The sequence below is a fragment of the Pseudolabrys sp. Root1462 genome (genome assembly GCF_001426945.1).
Lineage (GTDB): Bacteria > Pseudomonadota > Alphaproteobacteria > Rhizobiales > Xanthobacteraceae > Pseudolabrys.
Map to the genome: position 1 here is coordinate 541,151 of NZ_LMFS01000001.1, position 19,630 is coordinate 560,780.

30 protein-coding genes are annotated in these 19,630 nt (G+C 64.0%); 18 read left to right on the forward strand and 12 right to left on the reverse strand.

All coding sequences use genetic code 11. The features are described from left to right. Positions 1-290: 290 nt before the first annotated feature. From ASD45_RS02535 to ASD45_RS02555, 5 genes are all read left to right on the forward strand, one after another. Positions 291-1,019 carry a 50S ribosomal protein L25/general stress protein Ctc gene (locus ASD45_RS02535; protein ID WP_056910042.1) on the forward strand — a complete coding sequence of 243 codons (729 nt, stop codon included), beginning with the start codon at positions 291-293 and terminating at the stop codon, positions 1,017-1,019. A 126-nt stretch (positions 1,020-1,145) separates the two neighbouring features. Continuing rightward, on the forward strand, positions 1,146-1,751 hold the full coding sequence (pth, locus tag ASD45_RS02540; RefSeq protein ID WP_056910043.1) for an aminoacyl-tRNA hydrolase: 606 nt from the start codon (positions 1,146-1,148) through the stop codon (positions 1,749-1,751). 32 nt (positions 1,752-1,783) lie between these two features. Next, complete coding sequence (gene ychF / locus ASD45_RS02545; protein WP_056910044.1) at positions 1,784-2,881, forward strand: redox-regulated ATPase YchF; 1,098 nt, start codon at positions 1,784-1,786, stop codon at positions 2,879-2,881. Positions 2,882-2,920: 39 nt separating this feature from the next. Then, positions 2,921-3,385 carry a MaoC/PaaZ C-terminal domain-containing protein gene (locus ASD45_RS02550; protein ID WP_056910045.1) on the forward strand — a complete coding sequence of 155 codons (465 nt, stop codon included), beginning with the start codon at positions 2,921-2,923 and terminating at the stop codon, positions 3,383-3,385. Continuing rightward, entirely contained in the window at positions 3,382-3,873 is a 492-nt protein-coding gene (locus tag ASD45_RS02555; protein WP_056910046.1) for a MaoC family dehydratase, read from the forward strand. The genes ASD45_RS02550 and ASD45_RS02555 overlap by 4 nt, the downstream gene beginning before the upstream one ends. Here ASD45_RS02555 and ASD45_RS02560 read toward each other — a convergent pair. After that, on the reverse strand, positions 3,860-4,354 hold the full coding sequence (locus tag ASD45_RS02560; RefSeq protein WP_210168887.1) for a hypothetical protein: 495 nt from the start codon (positions 4,352-4,354) through the stop codon (positions 3,860-3,862). The two genes, ASD45_RS02555 and ASD45_RS02560, sit on opposite strands and share 14 nt — an antisense overlap. Positions 4,355-4,527: 173 nt before the next feature. Here ASD45_RS02560 and ASD45_RS02565 point away from each other — a divergent pair, with 173 nt between their 5' ends. The 3 genes from ASD45_RS02565 to ASD45_RS23285 all read left to right on the forward strand — a co-directional run bounded on the left by ASD45_RS02565 (position 4,528) and on the right by ASD45_RS23285 (position 5,657). Next, a complete protein-coding gene (locus tag ASD45_RS02565; RefSeq protein WP_056910048.1) occupies positions 4,528-4,935 on the forward strand; it encodes a DUF1236 domain-containing protein in 408 nt (135 codons plus the stop codon). A gap of 137 nt (positions 4,936-5,072) precedes the next feature. Beyond that, positions 5,073-5,345: a hypothetical protein gene (locus tag ASD45_RS02570; protein WP_056910049.1), complete on the forward strand. Its 273-nt coding sequence runs from the start codon at positions 5,073-5,075 to the stop codon at positions 5,343-5,345. Positions 5,346-5,486: 141 nt separating this feature from the next. Beyond that, positions 5,487-5,657 carry a hypothetical protein gene (locus ASD45_RS23285; RefSeq protein ID WP_156380681.1) on the forward strand — a complete coding sequence of 57 codons (171 nt, stop codon included), beginning with the start codon at positions 5,487-5,489 and terminating at the stop codon, positions 5,655-5,657. 357 nt (positions 5,658-6,014) lie between these two features. Here ASD45_RS23285 and ASD45_RS02575 read toward each other — a convergent pair whose 3' ends face one another. Next, positions 6,015-6,479, reverse strand: coding sequence for a hypothetical protein (locus tag ASD45_RS02575; protein ID WP_056910050.1), 465 nt, complete (start codon positions 6,477-6,479; stop codon positions 6,015-6,017). Positions 6,480-6,608: 129 nt separating this feature from the next. Next, entirely contained in the window at positions 6,609-7,640 is a 1,032-nt protein-coding gene (locus ASD45_RS02580; RefSeq protein ID WP_056910051.1) for a hypothetical protein, read from the reverse strand. Positions 7,641-7,822: 182 nt separating this feature from the next. Here ASD45_RS02580 and ASD45_RS02585 point away from each other — a divergent pair, with 182 nt between their 5' ends. After that, entirely contained in the window at positions 7,823-8,221 is a 399-nt protein-coding gene (locus ASD45_RS02585; protein ID WP_056910052.1) for a hypothetical protein, read from the forward strand. Positions 8,222-8,488: 267 nt separating this feature from the next. Here the strand turns inward: ASD45_RS02585 and ASD45_RS02590 are convergent, their stop codons facing one another. Continuing rightward, a complete protein-coding gene (locus tag ASD45_RS02590; protein WP_156380682.1) occupies positions 8,489-8,845 on the reverse strand; it encodes a hypothetical protein in 357 nt (118 codons plus the stop codon). Positions 8,846-9,119: 274 nt separating this feature from the next. Between ASD45_RS02590 and ASD45_RS02595 the strand changes: the two genes are divergently transcribed. Together ASD45_RS02595 and ASD45_RS02600 are read left to right on the forward strand one after the other, a co-directional pair. Then, positions 9,120-9,515 (forward strand): VOC family protein, encoded by a 396-nt coding sequence (locus ASD45_RS02595; RefSeq protein ID WP_056910054.1) that lies wholly within the window; start codon positions 9,120-9,122, stop codon positions 9,513-9,515. 170 nt (positions 9,516-9,685) lie between these two features. Then, positions 9,686-10,078: a DUF930 domain-containing protein gene (locus tag ASD45_RS02600; RefSeq protein ID WP_056910055.1), complete on the forward strand. Its 393-nt coding sequence runs from the start codon at positions 9,686-9,688 to the stop codon at positions 10,076-10,078. 4 nt (positions 10,079-10,082) lie between these two features. On the opposite strand, the gene ASD45_RS02605 is transcribed toward ASD45_RS02600, so the two are convergent. The 3 genes from ASD45_RS02605 to ASD45_RS02615 form a co-directional block, all read right to left on the reverse strand. Next, complete coding sequence (locus ASD45_RS02605; RefSeq protein WP_056910056.1) at positions 10,083-10,772, reverse strand: YoaK family protein; 690 nt, start codon at positions 10,770-10,772, stop codon at positions 10,083-10,085. 87 nt (positions 10,773-10,859) lie between these two features. Next, complete coding sequence (locus tag ASD45_RS02610) at positions 10,860-11,105, reverse strand: DUF2188 domain-containing protein (protein ID WP_056910057.1); 246 nt, start codon at positions 11,103-11,105, stop codon at positions 10,860-10,862. Between the two features lie 84 nt (positions 11,106-11,189). After that, positions 11,190-11,723, reverse strand: coding sequence for a CvpA family protein (locus tag ASD45_RS02615; RefSeq protein ID WP_056910058.1), 534 nt, complete (start codon positions 11,721-11,723; stop codon positions 11,190-11,192). 80 nt (positions 11,724-11,803) lie between these two features. Here ASD45_RS02615 and ASD45_RS02620 point away from each other — a divergent pair, with 80 nt between their 5' ends. The 3 genes from ASD45_RS02620 to ASD45_RS02630 all read left to right on the forward strand — a co-directional run bounded on the left by ASD45_RS02620 (position 11,804) and on the right by ASD45_RS02630 (position 13,917). Then, the gene (locus ASD45_RS02620; RefSeq protein ID WP_056910059.1) at positions 11,804-12,298 is read left to right on the forward strand and encodes a YbhB/YbcL family Raf kinase inhibitor-like protein; all 495 of its coding nucleotides are present in this window, start codon (positions 11,804-11,806) and stop codon (positions 12,296-12,298) included. 140 nt (positions 12,299-12,438) lie between these two features. Further along, positions 12,439-12,882, forward strand: coding sequence for a hypothetical protein (locus ASD45_RS02625; protein ID WP_056910060.1), 444 nt, complete (start codon positions 12,439-12,441; stop codon positions 12,880-12,882). A gap of 105 nt (positions 12,883-12,987) precedes the next feature. Next, positions 12,988-13,917: a 2-dehydropantoate 2-reductase gene (locus tag ASD45_RS02630; protein ID WP_056910061.1), complete on the forward strand. Its 930-nt coding sequence runs from the start codon at positions 12,988-12,990 to the stop codon at positions 13,915-13,917. Here ASD45_RS02630 and ASD45_RS02635 read toward each other — a convergent pair. Further along, on the reverse strand, positions 13,914-14,837 hold the full coding sequence (locus ASD45_RS02635; RefSeq protein ID WP_056910062.1) for a 3-hydroxyacyl-CoA dehydrogenase NAD-binding domain-containing protein: 924 nt from the start codon (positions 14,835-14,837) through the stop codon (positions 13,914-13,916). The genes ASD45_RS02630 and ASD45_RS02635 overlap by 4 nt on opposite strands. A gap of 58 nt (positions 14,838-14,895) precedes the next feature. Beyond that, the gene (locus ASD45_RS02640; protein WP_056910063.1) at positions 14,896-15,504 is read right to left on the reverse strand and encodes a L,D-transpeptidase; all 609 of its coding nucleotides are present in this window, start codon (positions 15,502-15,504) and stop codon (positions 14,896-14,898) included. A 164-nt stretch (positions 15,505-15,668) separates the two neighbouring features. Between ASD45_RS02640 and ASD45_RS02645 the strand changes: the two genes are divergently transcribed. After that, positions 15,669-16,076, forward strand: coding sequence for a hypothetical protein (locus ASD45_RS02645; RefSeq protein ID WP_056910064.1), 408 nt, complete (start codon positions 15,669-15,671; stop codon positions 16,074-16,076). Between the two features lie 3 nt (positions 16,077-16,079). On the opposite strand, the gene ASD45_RS02650 is transcribed toward ASD45_RS02645, so the two are convergent. Together ASD45_RS02650 and ASD45_RS02655 are read right to left on the reverse strand one after the other, a co-directional pair. Continuing rightward, positions 16,080-16,409 carry a hypothetical protein gene (locus ASD45_RS02650; RefSeq protein WP_056912553.1) on the reverse strand — a complete coding sequence of 110 codons (330 nt, stop codon included), beginning with the start codon at positions 16,407-16,409 and terminating at the stop codon, positions 16,080-16,082. Between the two features lie 101 nt (positions 16,410-16,510). After that, positions 16,511-16,711: a hypothetical protein gene (locus ASD45_RS02655; protein WP_056910065.1), complete on the reverse strand. Its 201-nt coding sequence runs from the start codon at positions 16,709-16,711 to the stop codon at positions 16,511-16,513. 130 nt (positions 16,712-16,841) lie between these two features. On the opposite strand from ASD45_RS02655, the gene ASD45_RS02660 reads away from it, so the two are divergent. The 3 genes from ASD45_RS02660 to ASD45_RS02665 all read left to right on the forward strand — a co-directional run bounded on the left by ASD45_RS02660 (position 16,842) and on the right by ASD45_RS02665 (position 19,101). Beyond that, positions 16,842-18,134 (forward strand): flavin-dependent oxidoreductase, encoded by a 1,293-nt coding sequence (locus ASD45_RS02660; protein WP_056910066.1) that lies wholly within the window; start codon positions 16,842-16,844, stop codon positions 18,132-18,134. A gap of 75 nt (positions 18,135-18,209) precedes the next feature. Next, on the forward strand, positions 18,210-18,383 hold the full coding sequence (locus tag ASD45_RS22905; protein WP_082540603.1) for a PLDc N-terminal domain-containing protein: 174 nt from the start codon (positions 18,210-18,212) through the stop codon (positions 18,381-18,383). Between the two features lie 79 nt (positions 18,384-18,462). Beyond that, positions 18,463-19,101 carry a LysE family transporter gene (locus ASD45_RS02665; protein WP_056910067.1) on the forward strand — a complete coding sequence of 213 codons (639 nt, stop codon included), beginning with the start codon at positions 18,463-18,465 and terminating at the stop codon, positions 19,099-19,101. 66 nt (positions 19,102-19,167) lie between these two features. On the opposite strand, the gene ASD45_RS02670 is transcribed toward ASD45_RS02665, so the two are convergent. Further along, the gene (locus tag ASD45_RS02670; RefSeq protein ID WP_056910068.1) at positions 19,168-19,575 is read right to left on the reverse strand and encodes a DoxX family membrane protein; all 408 of its coding nucleotides are present in this window, start codon (positions 19,573-19,575) and stop codon (positions 19,168-19,170) included. Positions 19,576-19,630: the final 55 nt, after the last annotated feature.

Genomic DNA, 19,630 nt, shown 5'->3' on the forward strand with positions numbered 1-19,630 from the left:
TCCATAAGAGCGCCTCGCGGCGCTCCATCCCTCCGGCGTGCGCCGGGGGCGGAAGGGGAAGGCAGGCCGTCCCGGGCCTTCAACAACAGGGGCGATGGCGCTTGCCTCCCGACGCCGGGAAACCAGAAAAGCGGCCCTGGCGGCCATTTTGCCGGCCCGGTTGCCCTTTCGGCCCCCCGCGGCTATAAGCCAGCGCGAACGCGGCCCCCGGCACCCCTGGAGGCTTGCCGCGTCCATCGGGCGGCCCGCAAGTGCCGCCTTTTTCCATTGACTGATAAAGGACTTAGACTATGGCCACCGTGCAGAATTTGAAGGCGACGGTGCGCCCGAAGGCAGGCAAGGGGGCCTCGCGGGCAGCACGTTTTTCCGGTCGCGTACCGGGCGTCGTATATGGCGACAACCAGTCCCCCCTTCTGGTGCTCCTCGATCACGACGAACTGAAGCAGCGCATCTATGCCGGCCGCTTCACCACGACGCTCTATGAGCTCGACGTCGACGGCAAGAAGCACCGCGTCATCCCGCGCGATTTCCAGCTCGACGCCATCAAGGATCTTCCGATGCACGTCGACTTTCTGCGCGTGCCGGAAGGCGCCACCATCCGCGTCAAGGTCGCGGTCCACGTGCTCAACGGCGAAACCGCCCCGGGTGTGAAGCGCGGCGGTGCGGTCAACATCGTGACCCACACCATCAACCTCGAGTGCCCGGCCGACCGTATCCCGCGGTCGATCGATGTCGATATCGGCGATCTCGACATCAACCACTCCAAGCATCTGTCCGATGTGAAGCTGCCCGAAGGCGTGCGCGTGCTCGCCCAGGGTGACATCACGCTGGTCACGGTTGTGCCGCCGTCGGGCTACGCCGAAGAACTCAAGCAGCAGGCCGCTGCCGCTGCGTCGGCCGCTGCCGCCGCCGCTGCTCCTGCCGCTGCTGCGCCCGCGACGGGCGGCACGGCCGCTCCCGGGGCCGCTCCCGCCGCCGGCGCTGCGCCTGCTGCTGGCGCTGCTCCCGCCAAGAAGTAAACGACAGTCCTTTACTGTCTGTCGTCGCGAGAAAATCCCGTCCCGGCTCATGCCGGGGCGGGATTTTACCAAGCGGCTGCTCCTTAAACCGATCTCGCAAGGATCTTCCCTGGAGGCGGCAAAGCGATGCTGCTCCTTGTCGGCCTCGGCAATCCCGGCACCAAATACGCCGGCAATCGCCACAACATTGGTTTCATGGCGCTCGAGGCCATCGCGCGTCGGCACAACATTGCGCCGTGGCGCCGGCGTTTCCAGGGCGTCGCGGTCGAAGGCACGATCGGCGGCAAGAAAGTGCTGCTGCTGCTCCCGGGCACTTATATGAACGAGTCCGGTCGCGCCGTGTCGGAAGCGGTCGGTTTTTACAAACTCTCGGTCGGCGACGTCATCGTCTTCCATGACGAACTTGAACTCACGCCGTTCAAGGTCCGCGTGAAAGCGGGCGGCGGCAATGCCGGCCATAACGGCTTGCGCTCGATCTCGGCGCATATCGGCAACGAATATCGGCGCGTGCGCCTGGGAATCGGCCATCCCGGCGACAAGAAGCTGGTCGAGCACTATGTGTTGCAGGATTTCGCCAAGGACGAATGGCTTGGCGTCGAAACGCTGTGCGACCTCGTCGCCGACAATGTGTCGCTGCTGATCGACGGCAAGGATTCGAGCTTTCAGAACAAGATTCATCTCGCGATGGCTGCGAAAGGTTTCGGCGACGACAAGGAAAAGCCGGACGCCTGACGCCGCCACCAATAACGGCACGGATTACGCTCATGGGTTTCAAATGCGGTATCGTCGGTCTGCCCAATGTCGGCAAGTCGACCCTGTTCAATGCGCTGACGCAGACGGCGGCGGCGCAGGCCGCCAACTATCCGTTCTGCACCATCGAGCCGAATGTCGGCGAGATCGCCGTGCCGGATCCGCGGCTCGATAAGCTCGCGGCCATCGCGAAATCCGCGCAGATCCTGCCGACCCGTATCACCTTCGTCGATATCGCCGGCCTGGTCCGCGGCGCGTCGAAGGGCGAAGGCCTCGGCAATCAATTCCTCGCCAATATCCGCGAGGTCGACGCCATCGTTCACGTCGTGCGCTGCTTCGAAGATGACGACATTACCCATGTCGAAGGCAAGATCGATCCGATCGCCGACATCGACATCATCGAGACCGAACTGATGCTGGCCGATCTCGAAAGTCTCGAGAAGCGCGTCGATGCCTTGGAGAAGAAGGCCAAGGGCAACGACAAGGAAGCCAAGGAGGCGCTCGATCTGGTCAAGCGCTGTCTGGTGCCGCTGCGCGAGGGCAAGCCGGCGCGCATCGTCGAGCGCAAGCCGGAAGAGGAAAAGCTGTTCCACTCGCTCGGCCTCCTGACCTCGGCGCCGGTGCTGTACGCCTGCAACGTCGATGAAGGCCACGCCGCCACCGGCAACGAGTTTTCCAAGCGCGTCGAAGCGCGCGCCAAGGAAGAGGGCGCCGTCGCGGTGGTGATCTCGGCCAAGATCGAATCTGAAATCGCGACACTGCCGGAGAGCGAGCGCGCCGACTATCTGGAAGCCGTCGGTCTCAAGGAGACCGGGCTCGATCGTCTGGTGCAGGCCGGCTACAAGCTCTTGCACCTCGTGACCTACTTCACCGTCGGTCCGAAGGAAACGCGCGCCTGGACCATCACGCAGGGTACCAAGGCGCCGGCGGCGGCGGGCGTCATTCATACCGACTTCGAGAAGGGCTTCATCCGCGCCGAGACGATCGCCTATGACGACTATATTGCCGGCAACGGCGAGGCCGGCGCGCGCGATGCGGGCAAGATGCGGCTCGAAGGCAAGGAATATGTGGTCGCCGACGGCGACGTGATGCACTTCAGGTTTGCCAACTAGGCGGCTTGATCGGCGCCTTCGGCGTCATATAAAGGGCCCATGACCGAGAAGCTCCACTGGGAAGACTTCAAGCCCGGCGATGTGGCGATCTACGGCCCGCGTCATGTGACGCGCGAGGAGATCATCGCCTTCGCCGCCGAATTCGATCCGCAGCCCATGCATCTCGATGAGGCCGCCGGCGCGGCCTCGCTGATGGGCGGGCTCGGCGGCTCGGGCTGGCATTCCTGCGCGCTGCTGATGCGCATGATTGCCGACGGCTTCATTCTCAACTCGGCATCGATGGGCAGCCCCGGCATGGATGAAGTGCGCTGGGTCAAGCCGCTGCGCCCGGGCGTCAACGTCCGCATCCGCGCCACCGTGCTGGAGGCGCGCGCCTCCAGGAGCCGTCCGGATACCGGCTTTATCAAGATGACGTTCGAGATGATCGACGACACGGATGCGCCCGTAACGACAATGGTCAGCACCTTGATGATGGGTCGCCGGCAGCCAGGGGGCGCGGCGTGAGTTTCTTTGAAGAATTGCACGTCGGCGATGTCGTCATGACCGGGCGGCAGACTTTCGCACCCGACAGCATCAAATCATTTGCCCGGCGCTTCGATCCGCAGCGCTTCCACATGGATGAGGACGAGGCGGCGCGGTCGCATTTCGGCGCGCTGTGCGCATCCGGCTGGCATACCGCGGCGGCCTGGATGCGGCTGATGGTGGACTACCGCCGCGCCGAGGAAGAAGCCATGCGGGCGCGCGGCGAACCGATCGCCGCCATCGGCCCGGCGCTGGGGCTGCGCAATCTCAAATGGCTGCGGCCGGTCTATGCCGGCGATACGATCGACTACAAGACCGAGATCACCGAATTGCGGGTGTCGGGCAGCCGGCCGCGTTTCGGTCTGATGACGACACTGACGACCGGCATCAACCAGGACGGCGCCCCGGTGATTTCCTTCGAGAGCACCACGTTCGTCGAGCGGCGACCGCTGCCGGCTACGGAATCTTGACCCCGGCCTGTTTGATGATCGCCGACGGCAGGACGTCGAGATAAGGCCCGAGCAGGAAGGCTTCGCCGGAGCCGCGGCCATACAGTTTGTCATGGGCCTCGATCATCGCCCGCACCGGGGCGGCGCAGGCCGGTATCGAATCGATAATCAGATCATTGACCTCTGCCGGTTGCGCGCTGCCGTACCGCGGATCGGCGAAGACCTGGTGCACGATGCAATCGGTGGCGCGCTGGATCACCGGCAGCAGGTTTGTTTCTTTCTGCCGGATCGATAATTCGGGAATGGCAAGCGGAGCCGCGGTGAAGGCGGTTCGGTTTTCGAGCGAGACATTCAACACAAGCGACAAACCCACCAGGGATTCGACGATCATCGTGATCAGGTCCCGCGAATCAAGAGGCGTACAAATTCGTATCGCAGCGCCGCCTGCTTCGCATCTGAAATTGGGCGATGATCTGAGCGCGCCGGCCTCGGACCGATTCAAGTGATTCAAATGACTCGTGGATTTGCGAATAAATAATTCGTAGCCGCTTGCCGAAATCGGAGATGAAACGTGAAGACAGGACAGTGTTCCCGATGTCGGCCGCAGGGAACGCTTTCCGAGATGAAAGCGTTCTTGGTCACAGCGTTTTTTGAACCTGACCCAGGAGAGTGACCATGACGCGTACGATGATGCTGCGCGGCCGCACGGCGGCTGCAGCCACTGTGCTACTGCTGGCCGGCGGCTTCGCGGCCTCGGCGCAGACCACGATCATTACCACCCAGCCGCAAACCAGCGGCACTGCCGTCGTTGCTGCGCCCGCGCCGCAACGGTTTGAGATGACCCCGGTGCAGCGGCAGACTGTCTATCGCACGATTATCCGCGAACAGGCGGCGCCGGCTCAGCCGACCGTTGCATACCGCGTCGGCACGCGCGTCCCTGAAGCCACGCATCTGTATGCCGTGCCGCAGGACGTCGCGGTCGAAGTCCCGGCGATCCGCAGCTACAAATATATGGTCGTGAACAATCGCGTCCTGCTCGTCGACCCGGCGACCAGCGAAGTGGTTGCCGAACTCGAGAACTAGCCTGACCGGTCCAACGTCTTGTTGGCGATACTCGGTGGCTCGGCGCTTTGCGCCGGGCCGCTGTCGTTACGACGCGGCGCGCGAGCGCTGGATTTTCGCGGCTCCCGGGGCCATAGTAGCGGGCAGGGAGTTGCCGCATGTCGATCAATTATCGGGCGCCGTCAGAATTATTTCCCAGCCGCAGCCGCAAGTCCCGCCGACCGATCGGTTACAAGCGTTTCCCGACCGCCGCCGAAGCCATTCGTTTTGCCATCGAGGAATTGCCGCCCGAGCTGCTGCTCGGCGCCTATCTCGAAGTGGAAGAAAAGCGTTTCGACGGCAACGGCATCCGGCTGCTCTACGAGAGCAGCGACTATCCCCTGCCGCGCAAGGCCGTTAAGGCCGCCGGTAAAGCCGTCGCCGCCAACTGACGGTCACCTGGCTGCAACACCCCCGGGCATTTCGCTGGGGCCAGACCCCGAACCATGGAACCGCCATTCTTTGGCCGCGTTTACCCCGCGATAACTCGCGCCCGCGATTACTAGCGGAATAAACCTCCAGGAGTGACGGCTGTGGCCGATCGGAATGCACTATCGAAAATCGGCCTGCTGTTCATGGCAACGACCCTGCTGGTGATGATGACCGGGGCCGTCGTGGTGGCGGACCATCTTTCCGGCCGTCTGACCATTGACGAGCAGGTGACGGCGGGCACGGCCTCTGACGTCGGCGGCCACGCCAACTGAGGCCCGGACGGTCGCTCGGCCAACGGCTGCGACCTTCGCCTTCTAATCCGGCTTCAAAAAGAGACCCCGCGAGTGGCGGGGTCAGTTGTTGGGAGGAGTGTCCAAAAACGGACCCCGTCCTCCGCATTCGCGCGGCAGGACTGCCGCCAGCGAATTCCACAACACTACAGGCGCTGGTGACGAATCGGCCAGTTCTGAACCTCTGCACAATATCTCAGCAGCGGTCAGAGCGGTGGCTCCTCTGTCGGTTTGGCCAAAGAATCCACAACTCAGACGCGGTAAAATGCCGAACGCCACCACCGCAGGGGGCGGGGTGGCGCTCAACAGGCTCAGGGAAACGGTCTGTATCCGGCGACTTTACCCCGCCGTGCGGGGCGTGCTTGGCGGTCGCGACGGTTCGCCTTTCCACTGCTTGAGGCTGTCGCCGATGACCGACATGGCGGTCATCGCGGCGTGGCTCAAGCTGGCATAGCCGGCGACTTCGCGCGTCACCCGATCGCCTTCCTGCCGCAACATGTCACGCACGCTCTGCAGCTCGAGAATGACGCGGTCGATCTCCTCCATCGACTGGCCCGACACGCGGCGGATCAAGGCGCTGAGATTATCGGCCACGGCGGCATCGTTCAGCAATTCAGTGTCGCCCTTCGGCCGGCGCGCGACGTCACGACGGACGAACTCGCGGATCTCGCCTTCAAAGGCGTTTGCTGCAGCCTGGTCGATTTCACCCAGACGCTCCGGCGCGCGCGGCGCAAAGCGCTCCGGGCCGGCTCGCTCCGCTGGCGGCTTTTCCGCACCGGCACGGTCGGGTCTGATGACGGTCATGATCGACTCCTGTACACGCGCAACGCTGCGCTAATGGTTCTCAGTATTGCGATTGCCGCATGGGAACAGGGCAACGGTGGGGCAGCCGCGGGGCAGCATTACGGCCGCTCCACAACGCAGATCGGCAAATTACCAATGGAACTTTAAGCGCGCATTCACCGACTTGCTTTCGCCGGTCTGACCGACATCGGTGATCGCCGTGGTGAGTTGCAGCGGCCCGTATACCTTCTGTTCGGCGCTCAGCGTGTTGTGCGTGACAGTGTCTGCGCTATTGGCCGAGATGCCCGCGGCGAGGCTGGTCCCAGTCGATGCAATATTGAATCTGGCGGTGTTCTCCTGACCCCAGACCCGCGCTCCGGTTGCCGCGGCATCGTTCACCGGCAAGGCCATCATCGGCACATCGAATGATGTCGTTCCCCGGCCGAAGTTTTCGGTCACGGAGGTCCGGCTCTGCAACGTCAACGACAGTGCGCTGCCGATCGGCATCGAATGTTTGAAAGTCGTGGCGACCAGACCTTGATCGTTTCCGGCATTGACGCGGGCGTCGACCGTTGCGACGGCCGGCAGACCGATAGTGGCCCAAGCGGCATCGGTATTGCGACCGTCCCGCTGCACGCGCAGCGGATTGTCGGCATTGGCGTTGGCGACCTGATCGGCCGACATGCCGAGGTCGGCGCCGACTTTGGCATCCCACGCACCAGCCGCGGGAACGATGGGGTGGTCGAACACGACAGTGCTTGAGCCATTGCGCGACACGTTAAGTCCGGCGGCCTTGCTGTCGGCGCGATGGCGCGAACGCAGTTGCACCGACGTCTTGGCGCCGAGATCGAGTGAGTCAGCCGCGAGAGCCTGGTTGAGCTTTTGCCGCTCTTCCTCGGTCAGCGGCTTCTCGGGCGCATCGCCGTCGAGGCCGGCCACTGGTTCGGCCGGAGCGGCCGGCGTCGAGGAGGGGGGCGCATCGCCGTCGGGCGACGCGGTTTGGTCGTTCAGGAATGACCAGGCTGACGGTGCCACAGGCTCGTAGTGCTCGTCCGCCAAGGGCCCGGTGTTTTCGGCTAGCGGAGCGGCGTGGCTGGGCTCGGCGCGAGCGGGCATCGCCAAGGCGGCGCCTAACAGCACAACGACAATCATCGGGCCGACCGGGCTCGCTGAAAGACGCATCGTGGCAAAGTCCCTAACACGCCGCGCATTGCGGCATCCCCCGACGATCATCCCCTAGCGCGGAACTTTGGCAAACGTATGGTGCGACGGCGGCGGGCGATCATGATGGCGGCGCATCGCTCCCGGGGAACCGGAACCCCGTCGCGACGTTCGCTTGTCGGAGGCGCTAGAAAGGAACTGTCATGCGAGTCTCGATCGTCATGGTCGCATTTGCAGCGTTCGTTACGCTGGCCGCAAGCCCGTCCTCGGCGCGTGCCGCCAATGACGTGCCGGACTTCGACGTCAAACCGAGTTGCCAATCCGCCACCCGCGCTGCCAGTGACCTCAATCAGGCAGGCGACAATCTTCGCGCCGGCGATCGCAGTTCGGACAATTGCGTCCAGGATGAAATGAAGGCCAAGGCCACGCTCAGCGATGAGTGGACCCACTTCAAGATTTCAGAACGCCAGCGTTGCGCGCGTCTTGCCACGCTCGGCGGTTTGCCGAGCTACGTTGAATTGCTGACCTGTCTCGAGATGGCGCAGGAAGCAGCGAATATCCCGGACGGCAGGCCGGCCGCGAAGACTCGGCCTGGCCGGTAGACTTCCCCCGCGAACCGGCGCGTTATTTCTTCGGGGTGCCGAGTGACGCCTTGTAGGCGGACACTTGCTTGGGCTTGCCCTTGTCAGCCTTCGGCTTCTTCTTTTCCTTGGGCACGCGCATTTGACCTTTAGCCATGACAGTCTCCCTGCTTGATGCACCGTTCGCGACCGCCGATCCGCGGCTCATGTCCGGCGCAGTTGAAACGCATATGATGGTGATGCGGCGCGGGCCGTTCGGCAAGAGGGTAGATGCCCGCGGGGGCGCGTTCAGGATGCCGGCTTATTGTCCGTGCCCGGCTTCGGTTTGGCCGCGGGTTTTGGCTTCGCGGCTGGCGCGGCCGCAGGTGCGGTCCTGGCATCGCCCGGGTGCATTTTCGCGTCGATGCATTTGTTGACGAAATCGCCCTTCGCATCGAGGCTTGCGCTCGCATGCGACTTCTCCGCCAAAGCCCAGCAGTCCATGGCGATCTGAGCCCGCGACCTGGGCTTGTCATCGGCCTTGTCACCGGTCGTCGATGAAGCCTGATTGCGCGCGTGATAGGAGGCCAGTTCGCTGAACGGGTCGGCCGGACCGCCGTCGGTCTGGCAGCCCGCGAGCAGGCCGGCGGCGATCGTGACCAGCATCAGCGTGCGGATCTTCATTTGTGACTGACCGGCGGGGACTGCGTGGCGCATTATCCAAATCTCGATGGTTCTTCCGCGGGCGAAAGCGTGAACGAGACGGCGATTCGCTTGAAGATGCCCATGTTGCTGAAAAAATCGGAGGACGGCAACTGCCTCATGGCTCCGCCAGCCTCGACGCCGCGCGTCGCCACAGCGGGTTCTGCCGGGCTGTCCCGGTGACAGGCGCGCCGGTGCCGGTCTAGATTGCCGCCCCAAGTCAGCGAAGGAGAACGCCGTGCCGAATTTTGTCTGGGACCATATCCATCTGCGCACGCCGGACCCGGAGGCGACGGCCCAATGGTTCGAGCGCATGCTCGGCGCGGAGATCCTTCGCTCCACGCAACAGGGCGCGGTTCGCATCGATATCAAGCTCGGCGGCGCCAATATCTTTCTTGCCCCCGTGAAGGTCGGCGACGGCGTCAATGCGCCGCCGGTTACGCCCTATCAGGGTCTCGACCATTTCGGTCTCAAGGTCAGCGATCTCGACACGGTGGCGGCCGATCTCAAGGCCAAGGGCGTCGAGTTTACGATGGAGCCCAACGTGCCGCGGCCGGGTATCAAGATCTGCTTCATCCGCGGACCGCAGGGCGTTTCGATTGAATTGCTGGAGCGCGATCCGAAATACGTCTGACGGATCTGCGCATGATGCGGGTTCGGCCCGCATGATGCAGCGACGCTCTTAAATGTGGTTTGGACGGCAGTGCTGTGCGTCACGCCAATGCGATCCCGCGAGGGGTTGCCATGCGCAGCTACGGCCTTTAAATCCGCAAGAGGTGCGACGTGCTGGAGACAGGATCGGCGATGCGAAATCGGGAACTGACGGCCGTTATCCTCCTGTCGCTCGCGGTAGTTGGAACTGCATCGGCTGAAACCCGCTTCGAGCGCACGCTCAAGATGCTGATGCCCACCGATCGCATGGCGCAGCTCTGCGATTACACCGCGATGACGCGTATCCGAAAGGATGAGCGGCAGTACCGGCCCGATCGCGCCGTCGCCAATGCGCAGGTCGACGTCAAGATTTCCGGCAATACAGTCGAGGCTAAAGGCGGCGCCTTCCGCAGCCGCGGCAAGTGGTACGCGATGAGCTACACTTGCAAGACCAACGACGACCATCTCAGCGTGCTGTCGTTCACCTACAAGACCGGCGCCGAAATTCCTCAGGAAAAATGGGCGGCTTACGGCCTGTGGCAGTAATGCGTCATTGAGTCCTTGCCGCCTTGAGGGTCAGCAGCGCGGCCGCCGCGCCGACAATGGTCGGGACCGCAAGACACCAGAATCCGGCCAGCCAGTAGAGCAGCGCCGACGCCGCGCAGCCGCCCGCGAAACACAGAATGCTGCCGCTCAGTCGGCCAAGCCGTGCATTGACGGTAGCTGCATTGCCTGTCGCGCCGATGGCAAGATCGACGGCATCCAGGGTCGCCTGCGTCGTCGAACCGGTCATGAGCGTCGTGGGCGGCAGATCGGCGAGATGCACGCGATGCAGTGCATTTTGCAACGCCATGGCCGCGATGCCGGCAAAACCGGTGAGCAACGCGGCGGGGCTGTCGGGATTGGCAAACGGACCGAAGATCACCGCGAGAGCAAAGAACGCGGCCAGCAAGACAACTTTTGTGCTCAGGAGGATCGGCAGCACCGGCGCGCCGACGCGGCGCAAGGCCGTGCCGGCCAATCGGGCGAGCGCCACGACGAGGATGAATTCCGGGAGCGCGATGAGTTTACCGAGGATGCCGTAGCTGCCTTCGACCAGCGCCGCGGCGAGCGTTACGAAATTGCCGGTGACATGGGCGGTGAACAAGCCGTGCAGGCCGAGAAAGCCGGCCGTATCCACATAGCCGCCATTGAATGACAACAAGGCAGCAAGCGCCGTCGGACTATCAGCATTTTTCATCGTCGATCCGCGACTGGCGAACCCGACATTCTTGCGGGCCGTCCGAGCCGCGCGCCATGCAAGCGGCAGACCAACCGGACGGACAGCTTACTTTTTGTCTTTGATCGTCGTTGAGGGCCGGTCGCTACCGCTCGCGGTTTCGCTGTGCCACTTGCCCTTCTCGTCCTCGTATTCGATCTCTTCCGTGTGTCCGGGAACGATCTGTTCGGCGGCGGCACGTTTGGCGGCCTCGAGAGCGGCGGCATGCGTCGGAAAGGGTTCCGAAAAGACGCCGTCGACCTTGTAGGCCCAGCCGCCGTCATGTTCGACGATTTCATACACGACGTTGGTCATTACCGCCTCGCTTTGCTCTTGATCGCGCCAACTTAGGTCGGTGGCGGCAAATTGTACAGCGTGGCGGGTCGCGTCCCGACCGGATCAAAGTCCGTGTTCGCGCTTCGCCCGGTCGATGAATTCGGTAACGTCGGGCGGTAATTGCCGCAGGCCCTGGCGGCCGGCTTCCGACAGGATCGGTCGCAGCTTCGAACTGGCTAGGAATTCCGGCTCGCGGCCTGCGGGGATAATGCGATCGAAGACCATGACCATCAGGACGGCGAGCAGCACGACGCGGAACGCGCCGAGAAAGCCGCCCGCGGCGCGATCGACCACGCCGATGCGATGACCGGTGATTTCGCCGACGGCGCCCCGCATCAAGGCGGCGAGAAGAAAACCGATGATGAAGAATACCGCGAAAAACAGCAGCGGCAGTTGCGACGGCGTCAGCTGCAGGCGCGCATTCGCCAGCGGCGCCAGATAAGGCGTCACGGCAACCGCGACTGGCGCGGCAATCAGGTAGCCCACAATCGTCGCCAGGCCGCGCATCAGACCGCTGCGCAAGCCCGCAATCACGGCGACAGCGAGGCAGAGATAAACTGCGCCATCGAACAGGTTAAACGGTAACTCGTTTGTCATAGCGACCCTTATTGGCACATCCGCCATGTCCCCGCTAAACTGATAGCGAACAAGGTTATTGCGGCGCGAGGAGAACGACGATGGCATTCACGGTGTCGAGCAACAGCTTCAAGGACGGCGACTACCTGGCGATGACGCACGTGGGCGCGTCCGAGCATGGCTTCGGCTGCACCGGCGAAAACAAGTCGCCGCATCTGAAGTGGTCCGCCGGCCCGGCCGGCACCAAGAGCTATGCGGTGACCTGTTACGATCCCGATGCGCCGACCGGCTCCGGCTTCTGGCACTGGCTTGTTGTCAATATCCCGCCGGACGTCACCGAGCTTGCACTGGGCGCCGGCAGTGGCGCCGGCGGATTGCCGAAAGGCGCGCTGCAGACGCGGACCGATTACGGCTTTGCCGGGTATGGCGGTCCGTGCCCGCCGCAGGGCGACCATCCGCACCGCTATCTTTTCACGGTCTTCGCCGTCAACGACATGCTGCCCGTCAAGGAAGAGACGCCGGCGGCCCAAATCGGCTTCAACCTCAATTTCAAGACCCTGGCCAAGGCGACCATCATGGGGCTGTTCAAGCGTTGAACGGCCGGTAGCGATTGCCGTGGGTGGCTGACCCGGTCGATGAGTCGGTCATGGAACTTTCGACCGGACGGCGTATTGTCATGGTGCGCCGATTCACCGCCATCCCCATAGGGCGGCTGAGGGCATCCAAGGAGATTTCCATGACATTCCGTGCCAGCTTCCGCGCCGCTTTGGTGGCGCTTGTTGCACTACTCGGCTTCAGCTTCGCGACCGCGGCCTATGCCGACAGCGGCCGCGTTCATATCCGGATCGTAAAAGCCGGCTTCATCATCGGCGGCTCGGGCGGCAGCGGTACGCTTACCTTCCACGGCCGCAAGTACGGGCTGGGTATCGGCGGTATCAGCTACGGCCTCACGTTCGGCGCGTCGGAGACCAACTTCTACGGCACCGTCACCAATATCCGCCGTCCGCAGGACATCGAGGGCGTCTATGGCCAGGCCGGTGCCGGGGCGGCCGTCGGGCGCGGCGCGCAGGGCGTTGTGCTGACCAACCAGAACGGCGCCGTGCTGACGCTGAGCGGTCGTCAAGCTGGTCTGATCGTCAGCGCCGACCTCAGCGGTCTGGCACTGTCGCTCCGCCGCTAAGCTTCGCAACCACAATGCCGGGCGGGTGGCCCATAGGCTGCCCGCCCGCTTTGCTGTCGGCGATCATTAGTTGACAAAGTCAAGTAATGGCGCGAGGCTGCTTTCATGACCCAACCGTCTTCGCCGACCCACCGCCCGAGCATCGCAATCGTCGGCCTGGGCGGTATCGGCGGGGCAGCGGCCGGACTGCTGGCTCGAACCGGCCGCTATGATGTCACGGCCTGCGTTCGGCGATCGCTCGACCGCCTGTTCGTCGAAGGGCCGGATGGCGTCTTCGACGTGCCGCTGCGGAGCTTCACGGATCCGGCAGCGGTCAAACCGGTCGATTGGGTTCTGCTGTGCACCAAGACCCATGAAACGGATTCAGCGGGCGCTTGGCTGCGGCGTCTATGCACCGCGTCGACGACCGTCGCAGCGCTGCAAAACGGAATCGACCATCAGGAGCGCATCGCGCCGTTCGTAAATGGGGCCACCATCGTGCCGGTCCTGGTCTACTACAATGGCGAGCGTCTGGCCCAGGACCGCGTGCGTTATAAGCCGGTCAGTGCCAACGAACTGGTGACGACCGAAGATGCGGGGGGTAAGGCGTTCGCCGACCTGATGCAGCCGACGCCGCTCCATGTTCTGACCAGCGCGGACTTCGTCACGTTGAAATGGCGCAAGCTGCTGATCAACGCCGCGGCCAATCCGATGACGGCCTTGACCTTGCAACGGCAGGCGGTGCTTCGCCGTCCCGACATTTACGCCTTGTGCCTCGAGGTGCTCGCCGAGGCGGCCAAGGTCGGCCGTGCCGAAGGTGCGGCGCTGACCGACGATGAACCTGAGCGCATCATGAACTCGCTCATGACGTTTTCGCCCGAGCTCGGCACGTCCATGTATTTCGATCGGCTTGCTGGCAAACCGTTCGAAGTCGAGGCCCTGACCGGCGCGATCGTCGCGGCGGGCAAACGCCACGGCATCGCCACGCCGGTCAACGCCGTGCTGCTGACGCTGCTGCGCGCCATCAGCGAAGAGAACGCCAAGGTAGCGCGTTAGGGCGCGCTCGACACTTTCAGAATTTCGATGAGCTTGCGGTCGCGCCACTGTTGCAGGTCGGCGATGCTGCGTCCCGCTGCTTCCTCGGCAACGCCATCGATGAGCAACTGCTTGGCGTCGGTGACGCGCGTGTCCTTGAAGTCGTCGATCCAGCTCTGCACCGCGGGCGCCAGATGCGACATGAAGTGCGTCATGCCGCCTTCGCCGCCGGCGAGGTGGAAGGTGAGGTGAGGGCCCATCAGTGCCCAGCGCAGCCCCGGACCGTAGGCGATGGCGGCGTCGGCATCGGCGACCGAGACGACGCCGTCGGCGACCAGGCTCACGGCCTCGCGCCACAACGCGGCCTGCAGACGATTGGCAACGTGGCCCTTCACTTCCTTCTTGATGTGGATCGGGTGTTTGCCGATCGCCTGGTAGAAAGCCATGGCCTTGGCGATCGCGTCTTCGGATGTCTTTTCGCCCGCCACCACTTCGACCAGTGGGATGAGGTGCGGCGGGTTGAACGGATGGCCGATGACGCAACGTTCCGGGTGCGCGCATTTCACGGTGACGCGGGAGATCAGCAGCCCGGATGAACTCGAGGCGATCACGGCATCTTTGGGCGTTGCCGCGTCCATCTCCTTGAAGGTCTCGATCTTGATGTCCTCGCGTTCAGGGCCGCTCTCCTGCACGAAACTGACACCCTGACACGCCTCGGTCGGCGAGCTGTGAAACGACATCCGCTGCTGGCTGGCGCCGGGCACGACCCAACCGAGTGTTTCCAGCGTCGGCCAGGCGTTGGCGATGAACCGTCGGGCGAAGGCCTCGCCTTGAGGGCTGGGGTCGGTGGCGCGGACGTCGTATCCCTGCGCAAGAAAAATGGCGGCCCAACTGGCGCCGATAGTCCCAACACCAACAACCGCGACGGTTTGTGACGGCATTTCCAAGTCCCTCCCGCTCAAGTTTCGCGCGAGGATAGCGTGACCGGACGTGCCTGCGCTACTGGTGTTGGACGATCACTTTGGTGCCGACCGGAACGCGCTCGAAGAGGTCGATGATATCCTCGTTGACCAGCCGGAAGCAGCCGGACGACACCGCCTGGCCGATCGTCTCCGGCGCATTGGTGCCGTGGATGCGATAGACCGTGGTGCCGATGTACAGCGCGCGGGCGCCCATCGGATTGCCCGGACCGCCGGCCATGAAGCGCGGCAGATAGGGCTGGCGCTCGATCATCTCGGGCGGCGGCGTCCAGTCCGGCCACTCGGCCTTGCGCGTGATCTTGTGCGTGCCGCCCCACTGGAAGCCGTCGCGGCCGACGCCGATGCCATAGCGCAGCGCGCGCTGGTGATCGACGATGAGATAAAGGTAACGATCGGAGGTGTTGACCAAGATCGTGCCCGAGGGATAGTCGCTGCGATAGAACACCGGAGTCCGACGCAGCTCTGGCGGCAATTCGACATCGCGCGCCGTGTGATCGACACCGGGATCCGGTTCTTGCATCGTAATCGGATAGGTACTGCCGAAAGACTGCGCCTGCGCCGGGCCGGCGAGGACGCCTAGAGTTGCACCGGCCATCGCGACAAGGATGCCGAAAATTTTAGCGACCATGGCAGGACTCCCGGGACGTCGTCACATCGTCAGCCTACCACAAATGTCGGCTCCGACGGTGTGACCCGCAGCACACAGGTCGCTGCGCTATTGGTGCTATCGCTCGCCGCGACGTATAAAGGCGCCACCGGCCGATTTTGCCGATGGGAATTGGGGCGACGATCATGCGGATTCTGACGACGGCAATTGTGTGTGCGCTCGGCGCGCTTCTGGGCAGCGCTGTCGCCCAGCTCGGCCCCGACATGAAACTCGAGGACGCCGGCTTTGTCATGCGGCCGGCGAACACCGCCGAGCAGCTCGCCCACATCAAGCGCGTGCCGCCGCGCCGCTTCGTCGCTCGCACCAAGAGCGGCAAACGCTACTACGTCTATGCCGATCCCGAGCTTTGCAAATGCGTCTTCGTCGGCGATGGCGTCGCGCTCGAGGCCTATCGCGACATGCGCAAGCGCTTGCAACAGCCCGACACGGTACCCGGCTCCGGCGTGGCGCCGCAGGCGGAGCTGGTCGAGGACATGGACGGCGACCTCTCGAACCTGATCGACGACGGCAACATCCTCGACTACAGCTTCTAGGGCTCAGGCGCCGAACAGCCGCACTGCCGACGTGATGCGCAGGACCTGCACGCTCTCCGGCAGCTCGAGCAGAAACTCGGCATCTCGCGGCAGGTGATGAATCTTGCGCGGATCGGCCCCGGCGTAGCGCGACATCGCCTCCACGTTCTCCCAGTAGGAAACCGTGATGAACTCGCTGTCGGTCTCGCGGTCTTCGCGGAACTGCGAGACGGCGAGCGCGCGCTCGGCGAGAACCTTGATGCCGTTTTCGTAGAGATAGGTCTCGTATTCGTCAGCACGGGCGCGCGAGGTGCGGCCGCGCCAGATCCGGGCAATGGTCGGAACAGACATCAGGCATTCCTCCAGCGGTCGGCGCACGAGCGCCGTATGCATGGAGCAAGCCTAACACGATACCGGCAACCCAATCCGCGCGACCGGATGCCGCGCGCGAGCTGTTACTTCTTGCCGAGCTTGTCGCGCTGCGCAACGAGCCGGTCGAGTTCGTCCTGCTGTTCGGCGATGCGATTGGCCGCGCGTTCTTCGTCCGCCGCGCCGGAGAAGGCGGCAGCCTGCTCGGTGAGCTGACGGATATTGTCGCGCAGAATGGCGATCCGGTCGTCGAGTTCGTCGCGGGACAGGGTCGGTTCGTTGGCCATGGGCGTGTTTCCTCAAATAATGCCTTTTCTGTCACGGCCGGGCCGCACCGTAAAGCGCCTTTGACCGGCGGCCCGGCTTGCCTCGTTCCTCCGCCATGGCTATGGAAATGGCACCGGGGGAGATAAGCGTATGCGTGATCGCGTGATTATTGCCGGCGGCGGCATCGGCGGCCTGGCGACGGCCCTGACGTTGCACCAGATTGGCGTGCCCTGCGTCGTTTACGAAGCGGTCCGCGAGATGCGTCCGCTGGGCGTCGGCATCAACATGCAGCCGAACGCGGTGCGCGAACTCTACGACCTCGGCTTCACCCAGAGCGATCTCGACCGCGTCGGCCTGCCGGCCCGCGAATGGGCTTTGGTCGGCCTCAACGGCAACGATATTTACTCCGAGCCGCGCGGCCTCGGCGCCGGCTATCATTGGCCGCAATACGCCGTGCATCGCGGCCGCTTCCACATGATGCTGTATAACGCGGTGATCGACCGCCTCGGCCCTGACGCCATCAAGCTCGGCAGCCGCGTCAACGGCTATCGCAAGACCGCCGATGGCGTCATCGCGCTGATCGAACACCCGGATGGTTCGAACGAAGAAGCGGAAGGCGCATTGCTGGTCGCCGCCGACGGCATCCATTCCGCGATCCGCGCGCAGATGCACCCCAAGCAGCCGCCGATCCACTGGGGCGGCGCGGTGATGTGGCGCGGCACCACCTGGGGCAAGCCGATCCGCTCCGGCGCGTCCTTCGTCGGTCTCGGCACGCATCGCCAGCGCGTCGTGTTTTATCCGATCTCGCATCCCGATCCGAAGACCGGGCTGTCGATGATCAACTGGATCGCCGAGGTGACGCTCGACAGTTCGGAAGGCTGGAAGCAGAGCGGCTGGTTCCGCCAGGTCGAGACCTCCGAGTTCATCCATCATTTCGACGGCTGGGTGTGGGACTGGCTCGATGTGCCGGCGATGATCGCGCAGGCCGACTGCGCGTTTGAAAATCCGATGATCGATCGCGATCCGGTTGCGACCTGGCAGGACGGCCCGGTGCTGCTGCTCGGCGACGCCGCGCATGCGATGTATCCGACCGGCTCGAACGGCGGCAGCCAGGCCATCGTCGATGCCCGAACGCTCGGCGCCTGCATGATCGAACATGGCGCCACGGTGGAAGCCTTGGCGGCGTACGACAAGGCGCTGTGCGGGCCGATCTCGCAACTCATCCTGCGCAACCGCGGCGCCGGGCCGTTCGGCCTGCTCAATCTGGTCGACGAGCGTTGCGGCGGCACCTTCGACGACATCGACGAGGTGATCCCGCCGGAAGAGCGCGCCAGTTTCATGGCCGGGTATAAGGCCGCCGCCGGCTTCGCCATCGAGAAGCTCAACGCCGCGCCGCCGACGATCGCGCCCGGCGCGAAGGTGCGCAGCACCGCCGAAGTCTGACGCCGTCTGCCCTGGAACTTTCCCCGTCCGTCGGCCGTTAATTGGCACCGATGGCGGGCAAATAAGGGACGGGCGATGGGCATCGAAGGCGGCATTCTCGGCATCATCATTCTGGTAGCCGATATCTGGGCCATTTTGCAGATTTTGAAGAGCGGTCAGACCAGCGGCTCCAAGCTGTTCTGGATTCTGCTGATCCTGCTCTTGCCGGTGGTCGGCCTGTTGATCTGGCTGCTGGCCGGCCGGCGATAGACGCGGGCTCATTCACGCCTTGTCCGGCGACGCGTGTCGGCGCAATCTTGCATTCCATGTCGAATGAGAGAGGTTGCGCATGTCGTACGCCTGGGCCCTTGGCGCTTTGGCTTTCGCCAATCTGCTTGGCATCATCAGTCCCGGTCCGGCCTTCCTGATGGTGAGCCGGGCGGCGGCAGGCCGCAGCCTGGGCGTCGGTGTTGCTCTCGGCGCCGGCGTCGCCATTGCCGCGACGTTCTGGGCGGCGGCGGCGTGTTTCGGCCTTGCGCTCTTGATGACCCAATTCGCCACGCTCTACGGCGTCATTCAAATCGCGGGCGGCGCCTATCTGATCTGGCTCGGGATCAATGCCTGGCGGCACAGCCGCGCGGTGGAGGCGGCGCCGGCCGCTTCGCCACAACAGCCAACGTCGCGCGATGGCGTCGGCCGCGCCGTGCTGGTCGGTGCGTGGCTGAGCCTCGGCAACCCAAAGATCATTATTTTCTTCACCAGTATCTTTGTCGCGCTGTTGCCGCACGACGCGCCGCTGTGGGTGCGGCTCGCCGCGGTTGCGATTGTCGGTGTGCAGGAAATCTCCTGGTACACCATCGTCGCCTTCGTGTTCTCGCGGCCGCGCGTGCAGGCGGCTTACGGCCGTGCCCGCAAATGGATCGAACGCGCGCTCGGTACGGTGCTGATCGGTCTCGGCGCGCGCATTATCGGGACGGTCAGGCTGTAGGATCTTTGCGAGCGATAGCGAGCGGTCTCAGGCCGCCGAACCTCCCCGTACGGGAGGGCATAAATTTCAGCGCCGTGCCGGCCAATCGATGACGCCGGCGGCAAACAGCGAGCACCACGCCAGCACGGGCTGCAGCAGCAGCCGCGGGCCGTGATACCACCACGAATCCGGGATCGTCGGCAGCACGATGTGTTCGAAGGCGTGCTTCATGTTGGCCGGCCACACCGCGACGATGTAAACCGCGAGCGCGATGCCGGCAAGCCGGCGCGTGCGCGGCCACAGCAGGCCGATGCCACCGGCGATTTCCAGCCAGCCCGTGATCAGCACGGCTTCGCGCGGCCACGGCACCCAATCGGGTGTGATGCGAACGAGGGCGTCGGTCGAGTTCAGATGCGGGAACAGGCCGCCGATGAAGAAGACGGCGAGCGCGATGCGCATGACGGCGCGCAGCCGTGAAAAGCGGGTGTCGTTCATACCCGCGACTACGAACGGGGAAGCGAGATGGCCTTCCACCAACGCAAATAAATCT

Bases quoted from the DNA above. Each gene is read 5' to 3' on its own strand.
- ychF (WP_056910044.1), top strand. From the start codon at position 1,784: ATGGGTTTCAAATGCGGTATCGTCGGTCTGCCCAATGTCGGCAAGTCG.
- ASD45_RS02570 (WP_056910049.1), top strand. From the start codon at position 5,073: ATGTCGATCAATTATCGGGCGCCGTCAGAATTATTTCCCAGCCGCAGC.
- ASD45_RS02600 (WP_056910055.1), top strand. From the start codon at position 9,686: ATGCGAAATCGGGAACTGACGGCCGTTATCCTCCTGTCGCTCGCGGTA.
- ASD45_RS02670 (WP_056910068.1), bottom strand. From the start codon at position 19,575: ATGAACGACACCCGCTTTTCACGGCTGCGCGCCGTCATGCGCATCGCG.
- ASD45_RS02605 (WP_056910056.1), bottom strand. From the start codon at position 10,772: ATGAAAAATGCTGATAGTCCGACGGCGCTTGCTGCCTTGTTGTCATTC.
- ASD45_RS02610 (WP_056910057.1), bottom strand. From the start codon at position 11,105: ATGACCAACGTCGTGTATGAAATCGTCGAACATGACGGCGGCTGGGCC.
- ASD45_RS02565 (WP_056910048.1), top strand. From the start codon at position 4,528: ATGACGCGTACGATGATGCTGCGCGGCCGCACGGCGGCTGCAGCCACT.
- ASD45_RS02575 (WP_056910050.1), bottom strand. From the start codon at position 6,479: ATGACCGTCATCAGACCCGACCGTGCCGGTGCGGAAAAGCCGCCAGCG.
- ASD45_RS02630 (WP_056910061.1), top strand. From the start codon at position 12,988: ATGACCCAACCGTCTTCGCCGACCCACCGCCCGAGCATCGCAATCGTC.
- ASD45_RS02620 (WP_056910059.1), top strand. From the start codon at position 11,804: ATGGCATTCACGGTGTCGAGCAACAGCTTCAAGGACGGCGACTACCTG.
- ASD45_RS02645 (WP_056910064.1), top strand. From the start codon at position 15,669: ATGCGGATTCTGACGACGGCAATTGTGTGTGCGCTCGGCGCGCTTCTG.
- ASD45_RS02655 (WP_056910065.1), bottom strand. From the start codon at position 16,711: ATGGCCAACGAACCGACCCTGTCCCGCGACGAACTCGACGACCGGATC.
- ASD45_RS02635 (WP_056910062.1), bottom strand. From the start codon at position 14,837: ATGCCGTCACAAACCGTCGCGGTTGTTGGTGTTGGGACTATCGGCGCC.
- ASD45_RS02640 (WP_056910063.1), bottom strand. From the start codon at position 15,504: ATGGTCGCTAAAATTTTCGGCATCCTTGTCGCGATGGCCGGTGCAACT.
- ASD45_RS22905 (WP_082540603.1), top strand. From the start codon at position 18,210: ATGGGCATCGAAGGCGGCATTCTCGGCATCATCATTCTGGTAGCCGAT.
- ASD45_RS02550 (WP_056910045.1), top strand. From the start codon at position 2,921: ATGACCGAGAAGCTCCACTGGGAAGACTTCAAGCCCGGCGATGTGGCG.
- ASD45_RS02615 (WP_056910058.1), bottom strand. From the start codon at position 11,723: ATGACAAACGAGTTACCGTTTAACCTGTTCGATGGCGCAGTTTATCTC.
- pth (WP_056910043.1), top strand. From the start codon at position 1,146: ATGCTGCTCCTTGTCGGCCTCGGCAATCCCGGCACCAAATACGCCGGC.
- ASD45_RS02660 (WP_056910066.1), top strand. From the start codon at position 16,842: ATGCGTGATCGCGTGATTATTGCCGGCGGCGGCATCGGCGGCCTGGCG.
- ASD45_RS02590 (WP_156380682.1), bottom strand. From the start codon at position 8,845: ATGCTGGTCACGATCGCCGCCGGCCTGCTCGCGGGCTGCCAGACCGAC.
- ASD45_RS02580 (WP_056910051.1), bottom strand. From the start codon at position 7,640: ATGCGTCTTTCAGCGAGCCCGGTCGGCCCGATGATTGTCGTTGTGCTG.
- ASD45_RS02625 (WP_056910060.1), top strand. From the start codon at position 12,439: ATGACATTCCGTGCCAGCTTCCGCGCCGCTTTGGTGGCGCTTGTTGCA.
- ASD45_RS02665 (WP_056910067.1), top strand. From the start codon at position 18,463: ATGTCGTACGCCTGGGCCCTTGGCGCTTTGGCTTTCGCCAATCTGCTT.
- ASD45_RS02535 (WP_056910042.1), top strand. From the start codon at position 291: ATGGCCACCGTGCAGAATTTGAAGGCGACGGTGCGCCCGAAGGCAGGC.
- ASD45_RS02585 (WP_056910052.1), top strand. From the start codon at position 7,823: ATGCGAGTCTCGATCGTCATGGTCGCATTTGCAGCGTTCGTTACGCTG.